The sequence below is a fragment of the Streptomyces sp. NPDC006393 genome (assembly GCF_040628575.1).
Classification (GTDB): domain Bacteria; phylum Actinomycetota; class Actinomycetes; order Streptomycetales; family Streptomycetaceae; genus Streptomyces.
Genome location: NZ_JBEXZD010000030.1, coordinates 33290 through 58343, shown reverse-complemented (window position 1 = coordinate 58343; position 25054 = coordinate 33290). Strand labels below are relative to the sequence as shown.

General features: G+C 72.2%; 20 protein-coding genes. 10 read left to right on the top strand and 10 right to left on the bottom strand.

Annotation, left to right across the window (positions count from 1 at the left end):
- Positions 1-28 precede the first annotated feature (28 nt).
- A complete protein-coding gene (locus ABZ484_RS15430; protein WP_358866383.1) occupies positions 29-1642 on the top strand; it encodes a succinic semialdehyde dehydrogenase in 1614 nt (537 codons plus the stop codon).
- Between the two features lie 89 nt (positions 1643-1731).
- Positions 1732-3537 (top strand): GMC family oxidoreductase, encoded by a 1806-nt coding sequence (locus ABZ484_RS15425; RefSeq protein WP_358866382.1) that lies wholly within the window; start codon positions 1732-1734, stop codon positions 3535-3537.
- 130 nt (positions 3538-3667) lie between these two features.
- Here ABZ484_RS15425 and ABZ484_RS15420 read toward each other — a convergent pair whose 3' ends face one another.
- The gene (locus tag ABZ484_RS15420) at positions 3668-4684 is read right to left on the bottom strand and encodes an LAETG motif-containing sortase-dependent surface protein (RefSeq protein WP_358866381.1); all 1017 of its coding nucleotides are present in this window, start codon (positions 4682-4684) and stop codon (positions 3668-3670) included.
- Between the two features lie 596 nt (positions 4685-5280).
- A complete protein-coding gene (locus ABZ484_RS15415) occupies positions 5281-5580 on the bottom strand; it encodes a chorismate mutase (protein WP_358866380.1) in 300 nt (99 codons plus the stop codon).
- A 339-nt stretch (positions 5581-5919) separates the two neighbouring features.
- Between ABZ484_RS15415 and guaA the strand changes: the two genes are divergently transcribed.
- Positions 5920-7500, top strand: a complete 1581-nt coding sequence (gene guaA / locus ABZ484_RS15410; RefSeq protein WP_358866379.1) for a glutamine-hydrolyzing GMP synthase — start codon at positions 5920-5922, stop codon at positions 7498-7500.
- Positions 7501-7528: 28 nt separating this feature from the next.
- On the opposite strand, the gene ABZ484_RS15405 is transcribed toward guaA, so the two are convergent.
- Positions 7529-8002, bottom strand: coding sequence for a pyridoxamine 5'-phosphate oxidase family protein (locus ABZ484_RS15405; RefSeq protein ID WP_358866378.1), 474 nt, complete (start codon positions 8000-8002; stop codon positions 7529-7531).
- A gap of 139 nt (positions 8003-8141) precedes the next feature.
- Here ABZ484_RS15405 and ABZ484_RS15400 point away from each other — a divergent pair, with 139 nt between their 5' ends.
- Positions 8142-8936, top strand: a complete 795-nt coding sequence (locus ABZ484_RS15400; RefSeq protein ID WP_358866377.1) for a class II aldolase/adducin family protein — start codon at positions 8142-8144, stop codon at positions 8934-8936.
- 135 nt (positions 8937-9071) lie between these two features.
- On the opposite strand, the gene ABZ484_RS15395 is transcribed toward ABZ484_RS15400, so the two are convergent.
- Positions 9072-9956, bottom strand: a complete 885-nt coding sequence (locus ABZ484_RS15395) for a DUF4429 domain-containing protein (RefSeq protein WP_358866376.1) — start codon at positions 9954-9956, stop codon at positions 9072-9074.
- Positions 9957-10128: 172 nt separating this feature from the next.
- Between ABZ484_RS15395 and ABZ484_RS15390 the strand changes: the two genes are divergently transcribed.
- Together ABZ484_RS15390 and ABZ484_RS15385 are read left to right on the top strand one after the other, a co-directional pair.
- Entirely contained in the window at positions 10129-11406 is a 1278-nt protein-coding gene (locus ABZ484_RS15390; RefSeq protein WP_358866375.1) for a hypothetical protein, read from the top strand.
- A 175-nt stretch (positions 11407-11581) separates the two neighbouring features.
- Entirely contained in the window at positions 11582-12109 is a 528-nt protein-coding gene (locus ABZ484_RS15385; RefSeq protein WP_358866374.1) for a DoxX family protein, read from the top strand.
- A 95-nt stretch (positions 12110-12204) separates the two neighbouring features.
- On the opposite strand, the gene ABZ484_RS15380 is transcribed toward ABZ484_RS15385, so the two are convergent.
- Both ABZ484_RS15380 and ABZ484_RS15375 read right to left on the bottom strand, forming a co-directional pair.
- Positions 12205-12447 carry a hypothetical protein gene (locus ABZ484_RS15380; RefSeq protein WP_358866373.1) on the bottom strand — a complete coding sequence of 81 codons (243 nt, stop codon included), beginning with the start codon at positions 12445-12447 and terminating at the stop codon, positions 12205-12207.
- Positions 12434-13879, bottom strand: a complete 1446-nt coding sequence (locus ABZ484_RS15375; protein WP_358866372.1) for a PspC domain-containing protein — start codon at positions 13877-13879, stop codon at positions 12434-12436. Before ABZ484_RS15375 ends, ABZ484_RS15380 begins: the two co-directional genes overlap by 14 nt.
- A 511-nt stretch (positions 13880-14390) precedes the next feature.
- Between ABZ484_RS15375 and ABZ484_RS15370 the strand changes: the two genes are divergently transcribed.
- Together ABZ484_RS15370 and ABZ484_RS15365 are read left to right on the top strand one after the other, a co-directional pair.
- A complete protein-coding gene (locus ABZ484_RS15370) occupies positions 14391-15680 on the top strand; it encodes a PspC domain-containing protein (RefSeq protein WP_358866371.1) in 1290 nt (429 codons plus the stop codon).
- On the top strand, positions 15680-16423 hold the full coding sequence (locus ABZ484_RS15365) for a response regulator transcription factor (RefSeq protein ID WP_358866370.1): 744 nt from the start codon (positions 15680-15682) through the stop codon (positions 16421-16423). Before ABZ484_RS15370 ends, ABZ484_RS15365 begins: the two co-directional genes overlap by 1 nt.
- Before the next feature lie 21 nt (positions 16424-16444).
- Here ABZ484_RS15365 and ABZ484_RS15360 read toward each other — a convergent pair whose 3' ends face one another.
- Positions 16445-17503 carry an NlpC/P60 family protein gene (locus ABZ484_RS15360; RefSeq protein WP_358866395.1) on the bottom strand — a complete coding sequence of 353 codons (1059 nt, stop codon included), beginning with the start codon at positions 17501-17503 and terminating at the stop codon, positions 16445-16447.
- A gap of 523 nt (positions 17504-18026) precedes the next feature.
- Between ABZ484_RS15360 and ABZ484_RS15355 the strand changes: the two genes are divergently transcribed.
- Positions 18027-18380, top strand: coding sequence for a hypothetical protein (locus ABZ484_RS15355; RefSeq protein ID WP_358866369.1), 354 nt, complete (start codon positions 18027-18029; stop codon positions 18378-18380).
- Here ABZ484_RS15355 and ABZ484_RS15350 read toward each other — a convergent pair.
- Both ABZ484_RS15350 and ABZ484_RS15345 read right to left on the bottom strand, forming a co-directional pair.
- Positions 18358-19332 (bottom strand): tellurite resistance/C4-dicarboxylate transporter family protein, encoded by a 975-nt coding sequence (locus ABZ484_RS15350; RefSeq protein WP_358866368.1) that lies wholly within the window; start codon positions 19330-19332, stop codon positions 18358-18360. The two genes, ABZ484_RS15355 and ABZ484_RS15350, sit on opposite strands and share 23 nt — an antisense overlap.
- Positions 19333-19408: 76 nt before the next feature.
- Complete coding sequence (locus ABZ484_RS15345) at positions 19409-20500, bottom strand: C40 family peptidase (RefSeq protein ID WP_358866367.1); 1092 nt, start codon at positions 20498-20500, stop codon at positions 19409-19411.
- 219 nt (positions 20501-20719) lie between these two features.
- Between ABZ484_RS15345 and pcrA the strand changes: the two genes are divergently transcribed.
- Positions 20720-23212, top strand: a complete 2493-nt coding sequence (gene pcrA / locus ABZ484_RS15340) for a DNA helicase PcrA (protein WP_358866366.1) — start codon at positions 20720-20722, stop codon at positions 23210-23212.
- Between the two features lie 107 nt (positions 23213-23319).
- On the opposite strand, the gene ABZ484_RS15335 is transcribed toward pcrA, so the two are convergent.
- Positions 23320-24903, bottom strand: coding sequence for a M23 family metallopeptidase (locus ABZ484_RS15335; protein WP_358866365.1), 1584 nt, complete (start codon positions 24901-24903; stop codon positions 23320-23322).
- Positions 24904-25054: the final 151 nt, after the last annotated feature.

The following is a 25054-nucleotide window of genomic DNA, read 5'->3' as shown; positions in this document are numbered from 1 at the left end:
GCTCCGGCCGCGTCATACCCTGCGCTTCATGACGGACGCGCAGGCCCCGGCACAGACCGGCACGAATCCTCTCGCCCCCGCTCCGGCGGGTGCCCGCACCGCGGCCGACGTGGTGACCCCGGAGCTGGTCGCCCAGCTCACCAAGGGAGTCGCCGGATCCGGCCGGACCGCCAACCACACGCCGTTCACCGGTGAGAAGCTCGCCGACCTGCCCGAGTCCACCCCCGAGGACGTGGCCCTGGCCTTCGAGCGGGCCCGCGCCGCCCAGACCGTCTGGGGGCAGGTCCCCGTACGGCAGCGCGCCGCCGTCCTGCTCCGCTTCCACGACCTTGTGCTCGAACGCCAGGCCGAGGTACTCGACCTCATCCAGCTCGAGACCGGCAAGGCCCGTCTGCACGCGCACGAGGAGGTGCAGGCGGTCGCCGTCGCCGCCCGGCACTACGGCCGCCGGGCCGCCGCCTATCTGAAGCCGAAGCGGCACACGGGCGCCGTACCGACCCTGACGAAGGTCGTCGAACTGCGCCACCCGCGCGGCGTGGTCGGTCAGATCGCCCCCTGGAACTACCCGCTGGAGCTCTCGGTCGGCGACGCGCTGCCCGCCTTCGCCGCGGGCAACGCCGTGGTGATGAAGCCCGACACGGAGACCTGCCTGACCGCGCTGTGGGCGCGTGACCTGCTGATCGAGGCCGGGCTGCCCGCCGAGGTGTTCCAGGTCGTCATCGGTGACGGCCCGGTCGTCGGCCCGGCGGTCGTCCAGCACGCCGACTACGTCTCCTTCACCGGCTCCACCCGCACCGGTCGCGAGGTCGCCCAGGGTGCCGCCGCGCGCCTGGTCGGCGTCTCCCTCGAACTGGGCGGCAAGAACGCCATGCTGGTCCTCGAGGACGCCGACATCGAGAAGGCCGCGGCAGGAGCGGTCCGCGCCTGCTTCTCCTCGGCCGGTCAACTGTGCATCTCCATCGAGCGGTTGTTCGTCCACGAGTCGGTCGCGGACGCGTTCCTGGAGCGCTTCGCCGCCCGCACCAGGGCCATGCGCCTCGGCACGTCCCTCGCGTACGGCGCCGACATGGGCTCGCTGGTCGGCGAGCGGCAGCTCAAGACCGTCACCCGGCACGTGGAGGAGGCCGTCGCCAAGGGCGCCAGCGTGGTGGCGGGCGGCGTCGCCCGCCCGGACGTCGGCCCGTACTTCTTCGAGCCGACCATCCTCGACGGCGTCGAGGCGCCGATGTCGGTCTGCACCGAGGAGACCTTCGGCCCGGTCGTCTCGATCTACCGCTTCTCCACCGACGACGAGGCCGTCGAGCGCGCCAACTCCACGCCGTACGGCCTGAACTCGTCCGTGTGGACCAAGGACGCCCGCCGGGGCCGCGAGGTCGCCGCCCGGCTGCGCACCGGCACGGTCAACATCAACGAGGGTTACGCGCCCGCCTACGGCAGCGCCCAGTCGCCGATGGGCGGCATGAAGGACTCCGGCCTGGGCCGCCGGCACGGCTCCGAGGGCATCCTCAAGTACACCGAGGCCCAGACCATCGCCCACCAGCGGCTGCTGCCCATGGCCCCGTCGCTCGGCATGGACGACGCGGCGTACGCGGCGTTCATGAGCCGGAGCCTGAAACTGATGAAGGCGTTCCGCTTCCGCTAGACCACACCCGGCCGGCCGGACCGGACCGGACCGGACCCGACCACCCCGACCACACCCCGTCCACACCCCGTTCTCGACGAGGAGAGCACGTGTCGCAGGAGCAGACTGTCCAGACCCGGGACGAGGACGGGTACGACTATGACGTCATCGTGGTCGGATCGGGGTTCGGCGGCTCCGTCAGCGCCCTCCGCCTGACCGAGAAGGGCTACCGCGTCGGCGTCCTGGAGGCCGGCCGCCGCTTCACCCGCGACTCCCTCCCCAAGAACTCCTGGGACCTGAAGAACTACCTGTGGGCCCCGAAGCTCGGCCTGTACGGCATCCAGCGCATCCATCTGCTCGGCAACGTCATGGTGCTGGCCGGCGCGGGCGTCGGCGGCGGCTCCCTCAACTACGCCAACACCCTCTACGTACCGCCGAAGGCCTTCTTCGACGACCCGCAGTGGCGTGGGATCACCGACTGGCAGGAGGAGCTGGCCCCGTACTACGACCAGGCCAGGCGCATGCTCGGGGTGCGGCTCAACCCGACGATGACCCCGTCCGACCTGCATCTGAAGGCGGCGGCGCAGCGCATGGGCGTCGGCGACTCCTTCCACATGGCGCCGGTCGGGGTGTTCTTCGGGGACGGCGAGGACGCCGACGGCAAGGCGAAGGCCAGGCCGGGCGAGCAGGTCGCCGACCCCTACTTCGGCGGGGCCGGCCCCGACCGCAGGGCCTGCACCGAGTGCGGCGAGTGCATGACGGGCTGTCGGCACGGCGCCAAGAACACGCTGAACGAGAACTACCTCCACCTCGCCGAGAAGGCGGGCGCGGCGGTCCACCCCATGACGACGGTCGTGTCCGTCACGGACGACTCCCGCGGCGGCTACGCGGTCGCCACGCTTCCGACGGACGACAGGAAGAAGGGTGCGGGCCGGACCTTCACCGCCCGCCGGGTCGTCCTGGCCGCCGGCACCTACGGCACCCAGACGCTGCTGCACCGCATGAAGGCGGGCCGGCAACTGCCGTACCTCTCGCCCCGGCTGGGCGAGCTGACCCGCACCAACTCCGAGGCCCTGGTGGGCGCCCAGACCGACGACCGGCGCTACCGCAGGGCGACCGGCGAGCCGAGGGCCGACTTCACCCGCGGGGTCGCCATCACCTCCTCCATCCACCCCGACGAGAACACCCACATCGAGCCCGTCCGCTACGGCAAGGGCTCCAACTCGATGGGCGGCCTGTCGATCCTTCAGGTGCCCTATGTGGACGGTGGGTCGAGGTTCGCGGCCTGGCTGGCGAACGCCGCCCGTCATCCGCTGCTGGTGCTGCGCTCGCTGTCGAACCGCCGCTGGTCGGAGCGGACCATCATCGGCCTGGTGATGCAGTCCCTGGACAACTCCCTGACGACGTACCTGAAGGCGGACGGCGTCGGCAAGGGCCTGCTCACCGCCCGCCAGGGCCACGGCTCGCCCAACCCCAAGCAGATCCGCGCCGCCACCGAGGCCGCCTCCACGCTCGCCGCCGAGATCAACGGCTTCGCCGGCTCCAACGTGGGCGAGCTGATGGGCACCCCGCTCACCGCGCACTTCCTCGGCGGCTGCCCGATCGGCGACTCCGCCGAGACGGGCGTCATCGACCCGTACCACCGCCTGTACGGCCACCCGGGCATCTCGGTCGTCGACGGGGCGGCGGTGTCCGCGAACCTGGGCGTGAACCCGTCCCTGACCATCACCGCGCAGGCCGAGCGGGCGATGTCGTACTGGCCCAACAAGGGCGAGGCCGACCCGCGCCCGGCGCAGGGCGTGGCCTACGAGCGGCTGAAGCCGGTCGAGCCCCGCCGTCCGGCGGTTCCGGCGGACGCGTTCGGCGCGCTGCGGCTGCCGTTCCTGGGGATACCGGCGGTGCCGCCGAAGAAGTAGCCGGCCGCCGGGCGGACATGGAACAGGGGTCCCGCACGCTGTTCGCGCGGGACCCCTGCACAGAGACTTCGAGGCACGTGTGACGCTTCCGGAGAAGCGCTACGCCTCCGTTACGCCTCGTCAGGTCGCGTCACGCGTTCGAGGCGCCCTTGCGGCGACGCACGGCGAACAGCGCACCGGCACCGACGACGACCGCGACACCGCCGACGAGACCGATGGTCGGCACCATGGAGCTGGAGCCGGTCTCGGCGAGGCTGCCGGTGGCGTGCTGGGTGTTGTTCTGGTTCGGCTTCTCGGTGGGAACCGGGACCTTGCCGCCTTCCTGCGGCTTGGTCCCGTCGGTGTCCGTACCGGCCTTGACGATCTGGATGATGTAGTGCGCCTCGTCCGAGCTGAGGCAGTTCTCCTCCTCGTCGAAGTAGAGCCCGCCGCCGATGGTCAGACCCTCACCGATCGGGGCGTTCGCCTTGACGTTCATCCGGAGCTGGTACGTGACCGTCTTGCCGCCCGCGATGTCGGCGAGGTCGAGGTAGCCCACCGAGTGGCCCTCCTCGTCCGTGACGTCGACCCAGACGCCGTCGTACTTCACCTGCAACTGGACCTGGCTGGTGCTGAACGCGTACGGCGCGTCGGGGTCGCTGGGGCCGACACCCGCGTAGAAGACGACGTCCTTGACGTCGGTCTGCGTCGGGTTCTTGACGGAGAGCGTGAAGGGGTGCCAGCCGCTGCCGACCGCGATCTTGCCCGGCAGGCCGTTGAGCTGGGCGTCGAGCTTGGACTGGTAGCCGGCGTCGTCCTCCTCGCAGACGCCGGTCGGCGGCTCGTCGGTCGGCTCGGCCGACTCGCTCGGCGTCGTGGACGCGGAGGCGCTGTCGGAGGGGGAGGCGCTGCCGGAGGGCGACGCGCTGTCCGACGGGGAGGTGCTGTCGGAGGGCGATGCGCTGTCGGACGGGGAGGCGCTGTCCGAGGCGGACGCGCTGTCGGAGGGGGACGCGCTGTCGGAGGGCGACTGGCCGGCGGACGACTCGCTGGTGCTCGGCGAGACACTGGGCGGTTCCTGGGCGAAGGCCGTCGTCGCGGACAGGAGCGCCAGCGGGGACAGAGCGGCCGTCGCGGCCGCGGTGACCATCGCGCGGCGAAGCTTCATGGAGACCTCGGAAAGTTCAGGCGTACCGCGCGTCGGCGCGGTGCGGACCGGCGAGCAACCGCGTGGCGGCGCGGGATGGGCCCTTTTCAACAGGTGTGACCCGGGGCACGCCCGAAGGGTTGTGCCGGCTCTCACAGGATCTTTATGTGATGCGCGTCATGGACGGTCCCGCGCATGCGAAGGGCCCCGCGGCGGTCTCGAGCCGCGGGGCCCTTCTTCCGTCGTTCGGCCCGCCCTTGTGGGTCTTCCTGTTCCCGCCGGTCGGCCCCGGGCGTCCCCGGAGCCGACCGTTATCTGGGTGACCGGGCTGCTGTCCCCTGCCGTCCGGTCACTTCTCCGGAGCGAGGTCCCACGACGCGCGGCACGGCCGCCACGTCTCATCGCTCCAGAGAGCCACGCGTGGTTCTTTCGGGCCCGCCCCTGGCTGGCACGGACACCGATACCAACGAGGCGGCGCACACCGCGGTCACGCGCCGTACGGGTGAGATACGGCGGATACGGGAGGCGGGCGCAGGCGTGGGACAGGCGTGGGACAGGCGTTGCACAGGGACGCGAAGGAGGTGCGGGACGGGGAGCGGGCGGAGCCGCGGGCGGGTTCAGATCTTGCCGCGGCACAGCTCCAGGAGGGTCATCGCCAGCGTCGTGCCCGGCTTGCCGAGCGCGTCCCGGTAGTGGCCGAGGATCTCCATCTCGCGGGAGAGGTTCACCCGCCGGCCGCCGGAGGAGATCCGGGCCTCCTGGATGACGGCGGAGACGGCCATGCGTTCCTGGATCAGGCCGATGATCCGGTCGTCGAGCGCGTCGATGCGCTCGCGGGCGCCGGTGATCACATCGGCGGCCTTGGGGGTGCGGGCGCCGGTGACGTCGGTGGCGGCGGCTGCGGCTGTGGCGGTCATAGGGGGCTCCTCGTCGGACGGGGTGCCCCGGAGCGGCAAGATCCGGAAAACACCAGGCGCCCCGGACCTTGTCGGCCCGGGGCGCCTGGGAAGTCGCTTGTCAGTAGCTCAAGCAGCACGACCATGGCAGCCGGCGGGCCGGTTGCCATAGGTAAAGACGAAGGTCTGGTGCTGGAGCATGGGCCCAGTATGCCGGGTGCCGGGGCCGAGTCCAACACGGTTCGCATGATGAGACGGGGGTTCCGGACGCGGGCCGAGGACGACGTCGGGGTCACACACGCCCACCCCGGTAGAATTGGCCAGCACAGAGACCCCCGCCCGATCCGCCGGAAGGCTCCCGTGTCATCAGCGCCCCCCGCTGCCGCCACCCCCGACACCGTCCTGGTCGTCGACTTCGGTGCGCAGTACGCCCAGCTCATCGCCCGTCGCGTCCGCGAGGCCCGGGTCTACAGCGAGATCGTCCCCAGCACCATGCCGGTGGCCGAGATGCTCGCCAAGAACCCGGCGGCGATCATCCTCTCCGGCGGCCCCTCGTCCGTGTACGAGGAGGGCGCCCCCCGCCTGGACCGCGAGATCTTCGAGGCCGGCGTCCCCGTCTTCGGCATGTGCTACGGCTTCCAGCTGATGGCCCAGGTCCTCGGCGGCACCGTCGACAACAGCGGCGCCCGCGAGTACGGCCGTACGCCGCTGCACGTCTCCAAGGCGTCCTCCACCCTCTTCGAGGGCACCCCGGCCGAGCAGCCGGTGTGGATGTCGCACGGCGACGCCTGCTCCGCCGCCCCCGAGGGCTTCACCGTCACGGCCTCCACGGACGTCGTCCCGGTCGCCGCGTTCGAGAACGACGAGAAGAAGCTCTACGGCGTCCAGTACCACCCCGAGGTCATGCACTCCACGCACGGCCAGCAGGTGCTGGAGCACTTCCTGTACCGCGGCGCGGGCCTGGAGCCGAACTGGACCACGGGCAACGTCATCGAGGAGCAGGTCGAGGCGATCCGCGAGCTGGTCGGGGACAGGCGCGCGATCTGCGGGCTGTCCGGCGGTGTCGACTCCGCGGTGGCCGCCGCCCTGGTGCAGAAGGCCATCGGCTCGCAGCTGACCTGCGTGTACGTCGACCACGGCCTGATGCGCAAGGGCGAGACGGAGCAGGTCGAGAAGGACTTCGTCGCGGCCACCGGCGTGCAGCTGAAGGTCGTCGACGCCGAGGAGCGCTTCCTGAAGGCGCTCGCCGGGGTCAGTGACCCCGAGGAGAAGCGGAAGATCATCGGCCGCGAGTTCATCCGGGTCTTCGAGCAGGCCCAGGCGGAGATCATCGCGGACGAGGGCCCGGCCGTGGAGTTCCTCGTTCAGGGCACGCTCTACCCGGACGTCGTCGAGTCCGGCGGCGGGACCGGCACCGCGAACATCAAGTCGCACCACAATGTCGGCGGCCTGCCCGAGGACCTCGAGTTCAAGCTGATCGAGCCGCTGCGCAAGCTGTTCAAGGACGAGGTCCGCATGGTCGGCCAGGAACTCGGCCTGCCGGAGGAGATCGTCCAGCGCCAGCCGTTCCCGGGTCCGGGCCTCGGCATCCGTATCGTCGGCGAGGTGACCAAGGAGCGCCTGGACCTGCTGCGCGAGGCCGACGCCATCGCCCGCGAGGAGCTGACCGCGGCCGGCCTGGACCGGGACATCTGGCAGTGCCCCGTGGTCCTGCTCGCGGACGTCCGCAGCGTCGGCGTCCAGGGTGACGGCCGCACCTACGGCCACCCGATCGTCCTGCGCCCGGTCTCGTCCGAGGACGCCATGACCGCCGACTGGTCCCGGCTGCCGTACGACGTCCTCGCGAGGATCTCGACGCGGATCACGAACGAGGTGCGGGACGTCAACCGGGTCGTCCTCGATGTGACCTCGAAGCCGCCGGGGACCATCGAGTGGGAGTAGGCCCCTGCGGTGACTGCGGTGAAGGGGCTCAGGTGCGCTTGATCGTGCGCACCGGCTCGCCGGGCTTCCAGACCTGGACGACGAGGTACTTCTCGTCCTGGACGTAGGTCCGCACGACCTCGGTCAGCTCGGTGCGGAAGAGGTGGTACGGCTGCGGCGGTTCCACCTCTTCCGTGTAAGCGGACTTCTGCGGGCCGTCGGCCACCTCGATCGCCCGCCCGCTGATCCGTACGTCACCGCCGCCCATGCCGGTGCCCTCCCCGGGGTTGGCCTGGAGCGCGAAACGGGGGTCGCGGCGCAGGTCGCGGGCCTTGAGCGAGTCCCACATCATCCCCAGCCACAGCTCGCCGCGGCGAAAGTCGACCTCCAGGCCGGAGGTCCGCGGTGAGCCGTCCTTGCGCAGGGTGACGAGGACGTGATGGGTGTGGGCGCGGAAGCGTTCCTCGACGGTCCTGGCGAGGTCCGGTTCGGCGGCGACGAAGGATTCCCAGTGGGCTGCCATACGGCGAGTGTGGCGCCGAAACCCGACATCTTCTGTCGCCTTTCGGCACGGCCTTCCTCTCCTCTTCCGGCAAGCCCTGTTCTCCCGGGCTGACCGACGGTAACTTCCCGCCCGTACGCAACCGAGTGCCGGAGGACCAATGCCCGGGCCCACTCCGCCCCCGCCCCTGCCCACGGACCAGCTGCGGTTCGCCATGCCGCCCAAGCACGAGTCGGCCGAGGACGAACGCCGGTACCGCAAGGAGCGGCTCGCGGGCGCGCTGCGGCTCTTCGGGCGGTACGGGTTCGAGGACGGCGTCTCCGGGCACATCACCGCCCGCGACCCCGAGTTCAGCGACTGCTTCTGGGTCAATCCCTTCGGGATGCCGTTCACACACGTCACCGTGAGCGACCTCGTCCTCGCCAACCAGGACGGGCAGGTCGTCGAGGGCCGCTACCACGTCAACCAGGCCGCGTTCACCGTGCACGCCCAGGTCCACGCGGCCCGCCCGGACGTGGTCGCGGTCGCGCACTGCCACTCGGTGCACGGGCGGGCCCTGGCGGCCCTGGGCGACCTGCTGGAGCCCATCACCCAGGAGAGCTGCGCCTTCTACGAGGACCACGCTCTCTACGACGCCTACACCGGCGTCGCCGTCGACGCGGTGGCCGGCCGCCGGATCGCGGCCGCGCTGGGCTCGCACAAGGCGCTGGTGCTGCGCAACCACGGCCTGCTGACGGTAGGCGACTCGGTGGACGCCGCCGCCTGGTGGTTCCTGACCATGGAACGCTCCGCCCAGGTGCAGCTCACCGCCCGCGCGGCCGGGCGGCCGGTTCTGATCGACCACAAGGCGGCGGTCGCGACGCGCGAACAGCTCGGCGGAGACCTGGTGGCCTGGATCAACTACCAGCCCCTGTGGCAGGACATCAGCCGCAGCGAGCCGGACCTGCTGAGCTGAGCCAGCCGGGCGGCCGGGAACCAGGATGTCCCGGTGTCCCGGTGTCCCGGTGTCCCGGGGTCCCGGTGTCCCGGGGTCCCGGATGGTTCAGGGCCCGGGCGTTCCGGGTGCCCGGAGCCCGGGCGTTGCGGTGGTCTAGAACCCCCGCAGCACCGCCGCCTTGGTCATCGCGAACTCCTCGTCGGTGAGCACCCCGTCCCGGTGCAACTGGCCCAACTCCCACAGGCGGCGCAGCAGTACGTCGTGGTGGTCGGCCCGGGGCGGTACGGCGGCCGTGCGGTCCGGGCGGTCGGCGAGGCCGGCCCCGGCGCGGGCCGAGGGGTGCGGCAGCCGGGCGGTGACGGCGGTCGCGACCAGCGCCGTGAGCAGGTCCCGGCGGGCGTTGCCCCACAGGTCCAGGGCGTAGGGGTCCTTCTCGGGCGGCAGCTTGGAGAACAGGGTCTCGCGGGTCACGAAACGCAGGAAGCCGTCCTCGTAGCCGGAGTTGGGCAGCCACTCGACCTGGACCAGTTCGCCGAGTCCGATGACGCGCGGGCCGGTGGCACGCTTGACCCGGTCGGAGGTGTCGGCCCAGTCGACACGGACCTGGGCGCCGTCGAAGGAGACCGTGCCGTCGGAGGAGCGGACCGAGACCGGCACCGGAGGCCCGGCCAGCAGATAGGCCTTGGCCGGCTCCTTGGGCACCTGGTCCAGGAGCAGGGCCTGGCGGATCTCCTCGGCGATGTACTCGGCGACCGAGGAGCGGTCGGGATCCACCGCCAGGCGATAGGGGTCGGCGGCCTCCGGCAGCCGACCACCGGTCGCCTGGAGCAGGGGGTCGGCGCCCTCCCGCAGGCGCATGCGCAGCCGGCCGCGTCTGCGCTCGGGCTCGTAGACCACGCCGGCGACGGCCTCCAGCGGCACGGCGATCTCTCCGTACGTCTGCCGGAACAGCGACACCGAGCGGTGGAGCCCCGGCGTGATCCTGACCGTGCCGCCGTCGAAGGCCCAGCTTCCGTCCCGCTGGATGATCTCGGCCATAAGGGAATTCTCGCAGCCGGGTCAACACGACGAGCCGGGCTTCACCCGTGCTGACCAGACCGGGCGGACGGGGACCGGGTGGGGTAGGGCACAATTCGCTGTCGGCGGTGGGGTGTTGGCGGCAGGACTTCGGCGGGATTTCTGCGGTTCCTGGGGAAGGCGGGCGTCGGGCGTGGCGGTGCAGGAAGCGAGAGACGGCGCGGCGAAGAGCGCCCACGCGGGCGGCTGCACGTGCGGGGACTGCCCGCACGGGGCGCGAACGGGGCACCGGCGGGCCGTGGCCGAATTCCTCCTCAAACGGGACGAGTTCGCCGCCGGACAGGGCCTGCCCGCGGCCGTGGCCCACTCGGCGTCGGCCTCCCGGCAGTGGGTCTCGGAGGAGCTGACCCAGTCCGCGGAACTCGTCGCCGAACGCGGCCGTGCCGAGGGCGAGGCCTGGCTGGCGAGGCTGTGGCGCCGGACGGCGATCGCGGTGGGATCGGCGGTCGGGCTGCTGCTCCTGGTGCAGGCGCTGACGGCGATCGGCGCGGGCTGGAGCACCGCCCGGACGGCGGGACTGCTGGCGGCGGTCCTGGTGGGCGGGGCGCTGACGGCCGCCTCCTGGTTCCACCGGGCGCGCGGCGGTGCGCTGGCCCCGGTCATCGGTGAGGACAACCGGCTGTCCACCTCACGCGCGGTCGCCGCGGGCTGGGTGCTGTTCGTGGCGTACGCGGTGCTGGTGCTGGTGGGCCGCCTGGCGGCGGCCTCCGGCCCGGCGGAGCGCGACGCGCTGATCTCCGGACTGGAACTGGCCCGCGGCGCCGGCGTGGTCACTGTGCTCGCCGTGGCCTGCGGGATCGCGGTGCTGGTCCGGCGGGTGGTCGGGCTGAGGGTGCTGGGACAGCGGCTCCAGAAGGTGCGCGCCGACCGGCCCCGCGCCGCCGACCTGCTGACCGACGACGCCGGCCGCGGCGCCTTCACCGACATCCAGTACGTCGTGATCAGCGCCGTCGCGCTGGTGTTCGCCGCGGTGCGGCTGGCCCGGCGGCCCGACCAGCTGCCCGACCTGCCGTGGGGGCTCGCGGTGGTGGCCCTGGTGTCGGCCGCGACCTACCTGGCCGGCAAGTACGCGGAGGGCGGGCGCCCGGTGATCCTCTCGGTGGTCCGGGCCCGGGAGGCCGGCGACCTGGACGCGCCGATCCGCACCGGCGACGACATCGAGATCCGCGGCGCGGGGTTCGTCCCGCCCGGAGCGCAGGCCGCCGACCGGCTGTCGCGGATGGTGGTCCGCATCGGCGCGGTCAACGTCCACGTGCCCCTGGTCCCGGTCACCGGAGGCTTCAGCAACCCCACGGACACCGCGCTGACCGTGCCCGTCCCGGCGGACGTGGAACCGGGCCGGGTCGAGGTGCAACTGGTGACCGCGGCGGGGGTGGAGACGAACCGGTACGCGATCGACGTGACCGAGTGAGCCACGAGTGAGCCGCGCGCGCCGGAACCATCGGAGTGAACCGCGGGCGCCGAAACCATCCGGAAGCCGGAAAGAAATCGGGAAAACGGCCGAGCGCGGTTGAACGGGTCCTTTCTTCCGTACGTATGGTCGGTTGACTGGTAAACGGCCTTGCGGTGAGAGGTGGCTGAGAGTGATGACTCACGGTCTTCGTACGGATACACAGACGTCGTATGCGGATCGGCGAGATACCTGGCGGGACGTCGCCGCCCGTTACTCCCTCCTTCCCCTCCGTGTCTTCCTGGGTGTCACCTTCGTCTACGCCGGCCTGGACAAACTCACCGACAGCGCCTTCATGAAGGCCTCCGGGCCCGGATCACTCGGCGACACGATGCACGCCGTGCGTGACTCCTCCGCGATCCCGGCCCTCGTCGACCTCGCCCTGAAGAGCCCCGTCGGCTTCGGCTACGCCATCGCCTTCGGTGAGCTCGCCGTCGGCATCGGGGTGCTGGTCGGACTGCTGGGCCGGCTGGCCGCGCTCGGCGGCGCGCTGATCTCCCTCAGCCTGTGGCTCACGGTCAGCTGGGCCACCACCCCCTACTACTTCGGCAACGACCTCGCCTATCTGATGGCCTGGCTGCCCCTGGTCCTGGCCGGCACCCCGATGTTCTCCCTGGACGCCGCCCTGCGGGTGCGGCGGCGGGGCGCCGGGGACTACCGGTAGGTCCGGGGACCACCCCGGTGGTCGGGATGCCGGGGGTACCCGCCGCATCCCGACTGCCACCGGCCCTGGCTCAGCCCACCCCCTCCGCGCGGGGCTCAGCCCACCCCCTCCGCCCGGGGCTCGCGGATACCGCCGCGACGGGCTCGGCGGCGCCTCCGCACGGCTGCGTTGAGGCCCGCAACCACCCCGGCCAGACACAGTCCGCCCACCACCAGCGGGACCCCCACGAACCACGGGGTCTGCCAGAGGCCGCGGGCGTCCCCGGCGTAGACGACACCCGCCGCGATGAGGAAGATCCCGCCCACCAGCTTGCCCGGCTGGAATTCATGACGCAGCACGGCTCACCTCCGCCTGTCCCATGCCGACCTGAAGGTCGAGATCGAGTGTCCCGGTGTTCTTCACGCCCGCCGGCGGGGCCAGGGTCACCTGCTGGTGCCTGCCCGGCGCCACGTCCACGTCCTTGGAGCTGTCACCCGGCAACCTGATGTCGCCGACCCCCACGTCGATGGTCGCCCGCACGGTCACGCCCTGGGCGACGATCACCCGCAGCCGTCCCATCCCCACCTGAGCCCGCGCGGCCACTGTCCGGCCGCCGCCGACATGTACGCGGGTCAGGTCGAGGGTGCCCTCGCCGGTGCCGAGGTCGTACTTCGGCTTCACCTCCGCCGCCGCGGCGGGCCGCCAGGTCGTGTGCGACCAGTGCGTGGTGATGTCCTTGGGAAGCGCCGCCGAGCCGGCGAGCAGCCCCGCGGTGATGAGCGCCAGCAGGATCGAGCCCGCTCCCGTGCGGCCCAGGAAGGCGCTGACCGCTATGCCCAGGCCGAAGACGCCGAGCGCGCACGCCAGACCGGTCTGGAGGCTGGTGCCGAGCGTGTGGTCGCTCCAGGTCAGGCCGGTGCCCAGACCGCCCGCGACCAGGGCGAGCAGGAAGACCCAGCCGCCGATCCAGCGCGGGCCGCGCGGACCGCGCGGGCGGGGCGGCTCGGCGCGCGGGGTGCGCACCTCCTCGTCGTCGCGGCCGCCGAGGCTGATGTTGACGGCCGCCGCGATGTCCCGGTCGCGCGAGTCGCGGGGGCCCCACAGATAGCCGGTGCCGCCGACATGGGTGCCGTCCTTGACGATCGGGTCGCGCCACCAGGACGGGTAGGCGGCGGGCGCCGGTGGCGCCTGGGCCTCCGGGGGGGCGTCGGCGACGGCCTGGGCGGCCAGCGGGTCGGGGTCGGGCGCACCGCGGTACCGCGACCAGTACCCGGCGCCCGCGATCAGCAGGGAGAGGACGACCGCGAAGGTCAGCACACTGCCGTTGCGCAGCATCGACAGGAAGACCCCGCAGCCGACCAGTGCGAACAGCACGGCCGCCAGCGCCTGTCCGTCCACCCGGCCGGTGAGGAGCTTGCGCACCTCGTTCTCGTCCTCGTCGTCGTAGGGCACGAAGAGCCAGGCGAAGCCGTAGAAGATCAGGCCGATACCGCCGGTCGCGGCGAGCACGGCCAGCGTGATGCGGAAGATCACCGGGTCCATGTCGCACAGCCGGCCCAGACCCGAGCACACCCCGCCGATCAGGTGGTGCCGCCGGTCCCGCCGGAACCTCGGTGAGCCCGCGGCGGCTTCCGGCCCCTCGGCAGCCGGGAAGCCGACTCCCGCTCCCGCGCCGGCCGACGCTCCGTCCGCAGCTGCGGCAGCGCCGCCCCGGCCGGGCCGCTCGTCCCGGCCGGGGCGCGGCCCCTCGGCCGTCTCCGGCCGGCCCGTCGCCCCCGTCGTCCCTGTCACACTCGCCTCTCCGGTCCGCCCGGGCCCGTCGTCCGCACCCGGCTGTCCGCCTGTTCCGTCCGTCCCTGTTCTCTCTGTTCCGTGCGCGCCCGTGCGCTCGTGCGCGCACGGTTCCTCACCCGCACCCGTGCCGGGCGCGGTGTCCCGCGGCCCGGCGCCCGGGACCGGGCGGGGGCCGGGGCCGGGTTCCGGACCCGTCGCGGCGTGCTGGTGATTCCTCATGCGTCCATGGTGACGGGCGCGCCGCCGCGGCGGGAGCCGGGACGACCCTGGCCGAACCCTGATTCGCCCCTGAGCCACGGCCGGGGATGCGTTCGACGGGCTTCCGCAACGGCCTCCGACGCGGCCTTCCGCTCGGTCTCCGACCCGTCTGCGCCGGGCCCTCGACGGGCTCCCGGCCCACGGACGGTACCGCGCCGCCCGGGATCCCCCGAAGATCGCTCCAAGATCAGGGGCGTCTCGGGGGCGGACCCTGATGACCCGGCCCCGCGGGCATGTGACCATCGATGACATGCCGGAAGCCGCAGCACTGCCTCTCGACGACCCGCGGCCGCCGCGCAAGCTCTACCGCAGCAGCGACGGACGCTGGCTCGGCGGAGTGGCGCGGGGCCTCGCCGGGCACCTCGGGCTGCCCGTGGTCTGGGTGCGGCTCGTCTTCGTCGGCCTGTTCATGGCCGACGGTCTCGGCGCGCTGCTGTACGCGGCCTTCTGGTTCTTCGTCCCGCTCGGCGTCGGCGGCGTCGGCGACCAGAAACCGCCCTCGCTCGTCACCGCGGAGACCTCGCCGGACGGCCGGCGCAGACTCGTCGCCCGCAAACCGGACAAGGGCCAGATCGTCGCCCTGCTCCTCATGGTCGTCGTGGCGATGGTCTTCGTCGGCAGCGTGAACCTGGGAGGCGGCGCCAAGGCGTACCTGGTGCCGGCCGTCCTCGTCGCCGCGGGCGTGGCCCTGGTCTGGCGTCAGGCGGACAACGCCCGCCGGGCCCGCTGGGTGGAGGTGGGCCGCCACCGCCGTACGCTCACGCTGCTGCGCGCCGGCGCGGGAGTCCTGCTGGTCACCGCCGGTGTCTCGGCCATCTTCGTGCTGCAGGGGTCCGCCGCCCACCTCGGCTCGGTGCTCCAGGCGGCCCTCGCCGTCCTAGTGGGCGTCACCCTGCTCGCGGGCCCGTACCTGGTGCGCATGACCCAGGACCTCTCCGAGGAGCGCCTGATGCGCATCCGCGCCCAGGAGCGCGCCGAGGTCGCCGCCCATGTCCACGACTCGGTGCTGCACACCCTGACCCTGATCCAGCGCAACGCGGAGAACGCGGGCGAGGTCCGCCGCCTCGCCCGCGCCCAGGAGCGCGACCTGCGCGCCTGGCTGTACAGACCGGAGGGCAACGGCAAGGACGAGGCCGACGAACCGGCCACCCTCGCCGAGGCGGTCAAGCGCAACGCCGCCGAGGTCGAGGACAAGCACGGCGTCCCCATCGAGGTGGTCGTGGTCGGCGACTGCCCGCTCGACGAACGGATCGGCGCCCAGATGCAGGCCGCGCGCGAAGCCATGGTGAACGCGGCCAAGTACGGTGGCGAGGGAGGCGCCGTGCAGGTGTACGCCGAAGTCGAGGGCAGGACGGTCTTCGTGTCCGTGCGGGACCGCGGGCCGGGCTTCGACCTCGACGCGATACCCGCCGACCGCATGGGCGTCAGAGAATCGATCATCGGCCGTATGGAGCGCAACGGGGGCACGGCTCGGCTGCGCGCCGTGCCGGACGGCGGCACGGAGGTCGAGCTGGAGATGGAGAGGGCGGAGAACACGTGATGAGCGACCCGACCGAGGCGAACGGTACGGCGGGAGCGGAGACGACGGAGGCGGCCGGGGCCGTCGGCGGCGGTGCCGGCGGGCGGCATGTGCGCGTGGTCCTCGTCGACGACCACCGCATGTTCCGTACGGGCGTCCAGGCCGAGATCGGCCGGACCGACGAGACCGGCGTGGAGGTCGTCGGCGAGGCCGCCGACGTCGACCAGGCGGTCACGGTCATCACCGCGACCCGACCCGAGGTGGTCCTCCTCGACGTCCACCTTCCCGGCGGCGGCGGGGTCGAAGTGCTGCGGCGCTGCGCCTCGCTGATGGCCGACGCCGAGCAGCCGGTCCGTTTCCTCGCGCTGTCCGTCTCGGACGCGGCGGAGGACGTGATCGGTGTGATCCGCGGCGGCGCACGCGGATATGTGACGAAGACGATCACCGGTTCCGACCTCATTGACTCGATCTTCCGGGTCCAGGAGGGCGACGCCGTCTTCTCGCCGCGCCTGGCCGGCTTCGTCCTCGACGCCTTCGCCTCCACCGACGCCCCGCCGGTCGACGAGGACCTCGACCGCCTCACCCAGCGCGAGCGCGAGGTCCTGAGACTGATCGCCCGCGGCTACGCCTACAAGGAGATCGCCAAGCAGCTGTTCATCTCCGTCAAGACGGTCGAGTCCCATGTCTCGGCGGTCCTGCGCAAGCTCCAGCTGTCCAACCGCCACGAGCTGACCCGCTGGGCGACCGCGCGCCGGCTGGTGTGACCGGCCGCCCCGCCGGCCCTTCTACGCCACCCGAGTCGCCCCCGCGAACGGCATCTGGTCGATCGGGGCCAGGCGGACCGGGGCCGAGGGGTTCGGTGCGTGGATCATCTGGCCGTTGCCCACATAGATGCCGACGTGGCTGATCCCGGAGTAGAAGAACACCAGGTCGCCGGGGCGGAGATCGGACCGGGCGACACGGCGGCCGGCGTTGATCTGGGCGTAGGTGGTGCGGGGGAGGGAGATCCCGGCGGCGCGGTAGGCGGCCTGGGCCAGGCCCGAGCAGTCGAAGGCGTCGGGTCCGGTCGCGCCCCACACATAGGGGCTGCCGAGCTTCTGGTACGCGTAGGTGACGGCCGCCGCAGCACGGGAGCTGGGCGCGGACGCCGAGCCGGGGGTGCCGAGCGCGTCCCTCAAGGAAGCCGAGCGGGAGGCGTGCGAGGAGCCCGTGCCGTCGCCGAGCGTGGCGCGCTGCTGCGGGGAGAGCCCGGCCAGCAGCCGCCGGGCCTCGTCGAGTTTGCGGGTGATCGTCTTCTTCTGCCGGCGCAGCTCCGCCTGCCGCGATCTGAGCGAGGACAGCTCGATGCGCGCGGCCCCGCGCAACTGCTCGATCTCCCGCAGTTTCCTGCGCACGTCGGACACCGCGGCCGTCTGCCGGGCGCCGGCCCGTTCCGCGAACTCCGCGCCCCGCAGATACCGCCCGGGGTCGTCGGAGAGCATCAGCCGCACCGAGGGGTCGATCCCGCCCTCCCGGTACTGCGCCGCGGCGATCGAGCCGAGGGCGTCCCGTGCCGCGTTGAGTCCCTGCTGCCTGCGGGCCGCCTCGTCGCCGAGCGTCTTGAGCCGCCTCTCCGCCGCGTCCGCCTTCTCCTTCGCCCCGTCGTACTTCTCGGTGGCGACCTCCGCCTCCTGGTACAGCTTGTCCACCCTGGCCTTGACCTGCTCCGGCGTCAGCTGCGGCGCCGCCTGCCCGATGCCGTCGAAGCCCGTGGCCGTCGCCGCGCCGGCGAGGGCGATCGTGGCGGCCGTACGCGCCGTACTGCCGTTGAGCGAGCGCTGTCGGGGCCTGCGGTGCGCTGCCACGTGGACCGTCACGTCCCTTCGTCGGGCCGCGGAAGCGGGCGGGGGCGTCCGGCGGCGGCCCACACAGGGGGAGCGCGCCGCCGCCGGACTTCTGGCGGGGGTGCCCGGCTGCCGCCCCTGGCCCGGGCGGCGGTGGGGAGCCGGTCACCTGGGGGAGGACGCTAGGGCGTTCCGTAACCACTCTGTGACTCCATGTACGGAACTGGCGGGAGGGGACCACCCGGTGACCGTATGTGACCGTGATCCGGGGCTGGGCGTGGCGACTTCACACAGAGCGATGACCGATGCGGCGGTTCGGGGGGAGGGGTGGACGCCTGGGTGCTATGGGGCGCATATATGCGTCGGCGGCCCGGCGGGCATTCGTGCCGCGTGCGCGCCTCTCGCGCGAGCCGCTGACCGAGGGGCCGGTCCCTGCCGCTGACCGAGGGGCCGGTCCGTGCCGCTGACCGAGGGCCGGTCCGTACGGTCCGAGCTGCCGGGCCGGTGTCCGAGGTGAGCGGGCCGCTGGTTAGGCTCCGGCCTCATGGACGTACTCATCCATCTCTTCGTCGGCCTGCACATCATCGGGATCGCGGCGCTGCTCGGCGGTTTCCTCACCCAGATGAAGGCGATGGGCCAGGGCACGGCCCGGTTCGTGCCGGCCATGCTGCACGGCGCGCTGACCATGCTGGTCACCGGTGTCGTCCTGGTCGGTCTCAACGAGGCACAGGACTACCACGTCGACAACATCAAGATCGGCGTGAAGCTGGCGCTGCTGATCGTGATCCTCGGCCTGGTCTACGTCAAGCGCGACGACGAGAAGGTCGACAAGAGCATGTTCGGCGTCGTGGGCCTGCTGACCATGGCGAACATCTTCATCGCGGTGCTGTGGACCTGAGTTCGGCGCGCGCGTCCGTCACGGCCCCGGCGGCGACGGCCACCCATGCCGCCACGGCCACCCACAGCAGCGCCTCGCCGGGCACCGTGAACCGCGGGATGTCCAGGGCGGCGGCCACGGACAGCATCGCCGCCGCCGTCATGCCCAGAGGGAAGACGGTCGACCAGCGGCACAGGTCGTAGCCGAGCCGGGGCCGTGCCAGCTCGGCCACGAGCAGGACGGTGCACCAGCACAGGTCGAAGGCGAGCAGGGCCAGGGTGACGGTGTGCAGGACTCCGCGGTCGTCCTCGTTCCACAAGTACAGGCCCCCGGTGCCGGCGGCGATCAGCTTCGCGCCGGCGAGTGCGGAGATCGCCAGTGCTCCGCCCGCGACCCAGTGGTCCCCGCGCCCCTCGACGACCTGCCGAAGATCGAAGCGGCTCAGCGCGAAGACGTAGAGCACGAGACCGAGCCAGAAGAACACCAGCGCCGTGTGCGCGAGCCAGGCCGTCGCCTCCGCCCTGGCCACCGATGCGCCGAGCACGCTCAGCCCCTCCGTGGCCACGCAGCACAGGAAGACGGACCCCGGCATGGGACGCCGTGAGTTGCGCACGACCCGCACGAGCAGCCAGGGCCACATCACCACGGCCAGCGCGAGCGCCGCCTCGGCGACGTGCTGCCAGCCCAGTGCCGAGAAGCGGGTGCCCAGCACGGAGGTCGCGGCGACCCCGGTCAGCGCGCCCGGTGTCCCCGCCTCCTGGACCCAGCGCGCCCGCTCGCGCAGCAGCCGTACGACGAAGTCCGCCGCCAGCGCCAGCCAGGCGACGCAGGCCACCGCGAGGACGGCGAGCGACAGCGCCTCGTAGCCCGTCAGATGAAGTCCGACCGACAGGATTCCGGTCGCCATGACGGCGGCCCCGGCGGCCGGCGGACGCTGCGCCAGCCAGGCGCGAAGGGGTGAGGTGGCGGGCATGATCCTGATGCTAAGAGCTGTGCGCGCCGCGCGAGGAGGCACGCGCGCGGGCGCACGCAAAAAGGAGCCGGGGCGCTCAGGCCGGACGCACCACGCCCAGGATCGCCGACGCCCCCTCGTAGAAGACCGACTCCTCACGGACGTGCGTGCCGGGCCGTGGAGCGTGGATCATCGTGCCGTCGCCGGCGTAGACACCGACGTGACCGGCCTCGCCGTGGAAGAGGACCAGGTCGCCGGGGAGCGCCTCGGACAGCGGGACCCGTCTGCCCGCTTCGGCCTGGTCACGGCCGGTGCGCGGCAGGGCGACCCCTGCGGCCTTCCACGCGGCCTGGGCCAGTCCGGAAGAGTCGTACGAACCGGGACCGGCCGCACCCCAGACGTACGGTTTGCCGATCTGCGCACGGGCGAAGGCGAGGGCCTTCCGGGCCTCTCCCCGCGCGGCCCCGCCCGGCAGCGCGGGCTCCACCATCGGCTCCCCGGCCCCGGCCCCCTCCGGCGCGGTGGCCGCGTCCGCCGGAAGCGCGCGGGCCTGGGCGAGCAGCGCGCGGGCCTCGGCGAGCTTCCATTGGACGGCGGCCTTGGCCGCCCGGATGTCACGCTGAGCCCCGGCCGCCTGCCCGACCGACGCGTGTACGGACGCGTGTACGGACCAATGTACGGACGAATGCACGACCGGATCCACGGCCGCACGTGCGGTCGACCGCCTGCCCGACTCGTCGGCGCCGGAGGCCTCCTGCCGCCCCGCGCTCGCCTCCGACCTCAAAAGCCTCGAGGACCGCCGCGCCGGCGAGTGGCCGATCAGGCTTTTCTGGCGGGCGATCAGCCGGCTCATCAGCTGAGCCTGGTCGAAGTAGCCCTGCGGGGTCTCGGGGAGGAGGGCGGTGGCGTCGGGGGCGGCGGCCTCGGTGCGGGCCTGGCTCCCGGCGATGGCCTGGAGCATCTCGCGCGCCCTGCCGAGCATGTCGGTGCGCCTGGCCACGTCGTCGAGGAGCGCGGTGACCCGGCCGCGCTGTCCGGCGGACTCCTCCCGGGCCGCGGTGTGGCCGGCCGGGCTGTACGGCCCGGCGTCCGGCCCGGCGGCCTGCCGGTACAGCTCGTCGAGCTTCTTCTCGACCTCTTCCGCCGAGGCGGACGGCGATACCGGCGTGGTGGTGTGGTGCGACGCCAAGGGACGGCGACTCCTTCGGGCTCCGGGGCAAGGTCCGCGCGGAACGGTAACCAACTGGTGTGGCTTGTGTGAAGGTTGATGCGTGATATGTCCGATACGTTTTCGTGACCTGAGTTCGGTGGGCCCGCTGACGTGACGGTCCGGCTCCCGAGCGTGATACCGGCGATGTTTCCAGGGCGGCCACGGGTTGTCGGTGCGGCGCCCTAGACTCGTAGAGCGATGAGCAGCCTCTTTGACGACAGCTTCCTGGCGGATCTCCAGGCCCCGCGGGGCCACGAGGAAGAGCCCCCGCCGCCGCCCGAGGACGATCACGCTCCGGAGTCGATTCCGGACGATCTGTTCGGCGGGAAGTTCGACGTGCCCCCGGGCGGGGACGCCCACCGGGACGTGTACTACCGCGACGGCGCCCACCGTCCCGTCGTGGACACGGCCGCTCTCCTGGAGGGGCTGAACGACAACCAGCGCGCCGCCGTCGTCCACTCCGGCTCCCCGCTGCTCATCGTGGCCGGCGCCGGCTCCGGCAAGACCCGCGTGCTCACGCACCGTATCGCCCACCTGCTGGCTGAGCGGGGCGTCCACCCAGGCCAGATCCTCGCGATCACCTTCACCAACAAGGCCGCCGGCGAGATGAAGGAGCGCGTCGAACAGCTCGTCGGCCCGCGGGCGAACGCGATGTGGGTGATGACCTTCCACAGCGCGTGCGTGCGGATCCTGCGCCGGGAGAGCAAGAAGCTCGGCTTCACGTCCTCCTTCTCGATCTACGACGCCGCCGACTCCAAGCGCCTGATGGCCCTGGTCTGCCGCGACCTGGACCTCGACCCCAAGCGCTACCCGCCCAAGTCCTTCAGCGCGAAGATCAGCAACCTCAAGAACGAGCTGATCGACGAGGAGGACTTCGCCTCGCAGGCAGCCGACGGCTTCGAGAAGACCCTCGCCCAGGCCTACGCCCTCTACCAGTCGCGGCTGCGCGAGGCCAACGCCCTCGACTTCGACGACCTGATCATGACGACGGTCAACCTGCTGCGCGCCTTCCCGGACGTCGCCGAGCACTACCGCCGCCGCTTCCGGCACGTCCTGGTCGACGAGTACCAGGACACCAACCACGCGCAGTACGCCCTCGTCCGGGAACTCGTCGGCACCACCGAGCACCCCGTGGACGTACCGCCCGGGCCGGACGACCTCCAGCCCGCCGAGCTGTGCGTGGTCGGTGACGCCGACCAGTCGATCTACGCCTTCCGCGGCGCGACCATCCGCAACATCCTCCAGTTCGAGGAGGACTACCCGGACGCGACGACGATCCTGCTGGAGCAGAACTACCGCTCCAGCCAGACGATCCTGTCCGCCGCCAACGCGGTCATCGAGCGCAACGAGTCCCGTCGCCCGAAGAACCTGTGGACCAACGCGGGCGCGGGCGCCCGCATCACCGGATACGTCGCCGACACCGAGCACGACGAGGCGCAGTTCGTCGCCGACGAGATAGACCGCCTCACGGACGCGGGCGAGGCCAAGTCCGGCGACGTCGCCGTCTTCTACCGCACCAACGCCCAGTCCCGTGTCTTCGAAGAGGTCTTCATCCGCGTCGGCCTGCCCTACAAGGTCGTCGGCGGCGTCCGCTTCTACGAGCGCAAGGAGGTCCGGGACGTCCTGGCCTACCTGCGGGTGCTGGCCAACCCGGAGGACTCCGTCCCGCTGCGGCGCATCCTCAACGTGCCCAAGCGGGGCATCGGCGAGCGTGCCGAGGCGATGATCGACGCCCTCGCCCAGCGGGAGAGGATCAGCTTCCCGCAGGCGCTGCGCCGCGTCGACGAGGCGTACGGCATGGCCGCGCGGTCGACGAACGCCGTCAAGCGTTTCAACACGCTGATGGAGGAGCTCCGCACGATCGTCGAGTCCGGCGCCGGTCCGGCCACGGTCCTGGAGGCCGTCCTCGAACGCACCGGCTACCTGGCCGAGTTGCAGTCCTCCACCGACCCCCAGGACGAGACCCGGATCGAGAACCTCCAGGAACTCGCCGCCGTCGCCCTGGAGTTCGAGCAGGAGCGCGGGGAGGGCGAGTCGGTCGCGCTGTCCGACTTCCTCGAGCAGGTCGCGCTGGTCGCCGACTCCGACCAGATCCCCGACGAGGAGGACGGCGACGGCGTCATCACGCTGATGACCCTGCACACGGCCAAGGGCCTGGAGTTCCCGGTCGTCTTCCTCACCGGCATGGAGGACGGCGTCTTCCCGCACATGCGCGCCCTCGGCCAGACCAAGGAGCTGGAGGAGGAGCGGCGCCTGGCCTACGTCGGCATCACGCGCGCGCGGGAACGGCTGTATCTGACCCGCTCGGCGATGCGCAGCGCGTGGGGACAGCCGTCGTACAACCCGCCCTCCCGCTTCCTGGAGGAGATCCCGGCGGCGCACGTGGACTGGAAGCGTACCGGCGGCTCGGCGCCCGTCTCCTCCGGTCCGGCCTCCGGGGTGGCGGCCTCGCTGTCGTCGTCCCGGTCCCGCTCGTCGGCGGCCGGAGCGTCCGGCTTCGCCACCCGCCGCGCCTCGGAGAAGCCGGTGGTGTCCCTCGCCGTGGGCGACCGGGTCACCCACGACCAGTTCGGCCTCGGCACGGTGGTCGCGGTCAAGGGCACGGGTGGCAACGCCGAGGCCACCATCGACTTCGGTGACGCCAAGCCCAAGCGGCTGCTGCTGCGGTACGCGCCGGTGGAGAAGCTGTAGCGCGAGAAGCCGTACCGCTCGCACAGCGGTGAGCCCCCGCCAAAAGGGCGGGGGCTCCGTGGTGCCGGAAGGGCGGGGGCTCCGTGGTGTTCGGGGTGCTCAGGTGCTCACGTCGGGTCCAGGCCGTGGCTGCGCAGCCACGGCAGCGGGTCTATGGGCGCCCCGCCGGCGGGCCGTACCTCGAAGTGCAGGTGCGGACCGGTGGAGTTGCCCGAGTTCCCGGAGTACGCGATCGGCTGCCCCGCCTTGACGACGGCACCGGAGGGGACCTGGTACCGCGAGAGGTGGCAGTACCACGTCTCCGTGCCGTCCTTCGCCGTCAGGATCAGCATGTTGCCGTAGGCGCTGTTCCACTGGGTGCGGACCGTGCCGTCGGTCGCGGCCATGACCGTCGTCCCGTAGGAGACGGGGAAGTCGATGCCGGTGTGCACCGACATCCAGTTCACACCCGCCTGGCCGAAGTAGGCGCTGAGCCCCCTCTGCAGGACCGGAAGGACGAACTTGGGGCGCAGCCGCTCCTTGCGGGCCGCCTCCTCCGCCGCCTTCTTCTTCTCGGCCTCCTGCTGCGCCTTGAGGTCGATACGTTCCTGCGTACGGCTGGCGCGGTCGGCGAAGTCGTCGGCGCCCGCGGACAGGCTCTGCAACTGGGTGTCCAGCTTGTTGTTCGCGGTGGCCGGCTGCACGGGGTGCGCGTCGGACGCGGACGCCGAGGTGTCCTTGCCGTCATCGGTGAGACCACCGACGGAGGCGGCGGCGATGCCGGCGACGCCCATCACACAGGCCGAGGGAACGGCCACGGTCAGCAGCGCGGAACGCTTGGCCGGGCGGCGCCGGGAACGGCCCCCGCCACGGGAGCCGGCACGCGTGACCGGGGGCGGGCTGGTCTCTTCCTGGTCCTCGAGCAGGCCGGGGACGGTGGGCAGTTCGCCGGTGGCGGCCGGCTCGGCCTCACCGGAGCCGGTTTTGGTTTTGCCCTGCCGCTCGGAACCGCTGTAGGCGTCGTACTCGCCGTACTCGCTGTACTCGCCGTATTCCGCGGTCGCGCCGAACTCGTCGCCGTCCGCGGGGGGCGCGGACGGCGAGACGCCGGTGGCGGTGGTGGTGTCGCCGGCCGCGCCGTCGGTGTTCCACTGCGTGGCGTCGTACGCGCCGGAGTCGAAGATCTGGGTGCCCCAGTCCCACTGCTGGGTGTGGCCGGCCGCGGGGTCGGCCGGGCCCGTCCCGCCGAACGGGTCGGTCGGGTCGGCCCCGCTCGGCTGGAGCCAGGCACTCGCGTCCCACTGGCCGCTGACGTCCACCGGTCCCGACTGCTGTGGTGCGGCGGCCAGTTGCTGGTACCCGGTGGCCCAGGCCGTCGTGTCGTACGCGCCGGTGTCGTAGGAGGCGGCGTGGTGCTGGGCCGCGTACGCGTCGTAGGTCAGGGTGTGCTGGGTGTCCGTGGACCACTGGGTGGTGTCGTACGCGCCCGTCGTCTGCGTGCCGTCGGCCGAGAACTGGCCGAAGAGGGGGTCCGTCGCGAAGCTCGCCGTGCCGTGCGTGCCGGTGTGAAATCCGGTGGCGGCGTAGTCGCCGTACGTGGTGAAGTCACCGTACGCGGCTTCCTGTCCGCCGTAGGGCGCGTAGGGCGCCGAGGCGTCATCGGAGGCCGGAGCCGGGGTGGTCGCGGTCCCCGACGGGTGACGGTCGTTCACCAACTTCTCTTTCGCCTCGACAACAGGGGCTGCCAGAGCAGTGCGGCGACTGTACCCGGCGGTACGCGGGCGCGACAATCTTCCGCAGGTTTCCCACACCCCGGAAACGGGCAATCAACCGCGATTCGCCGAAGTGCGGACACGCCTTTGG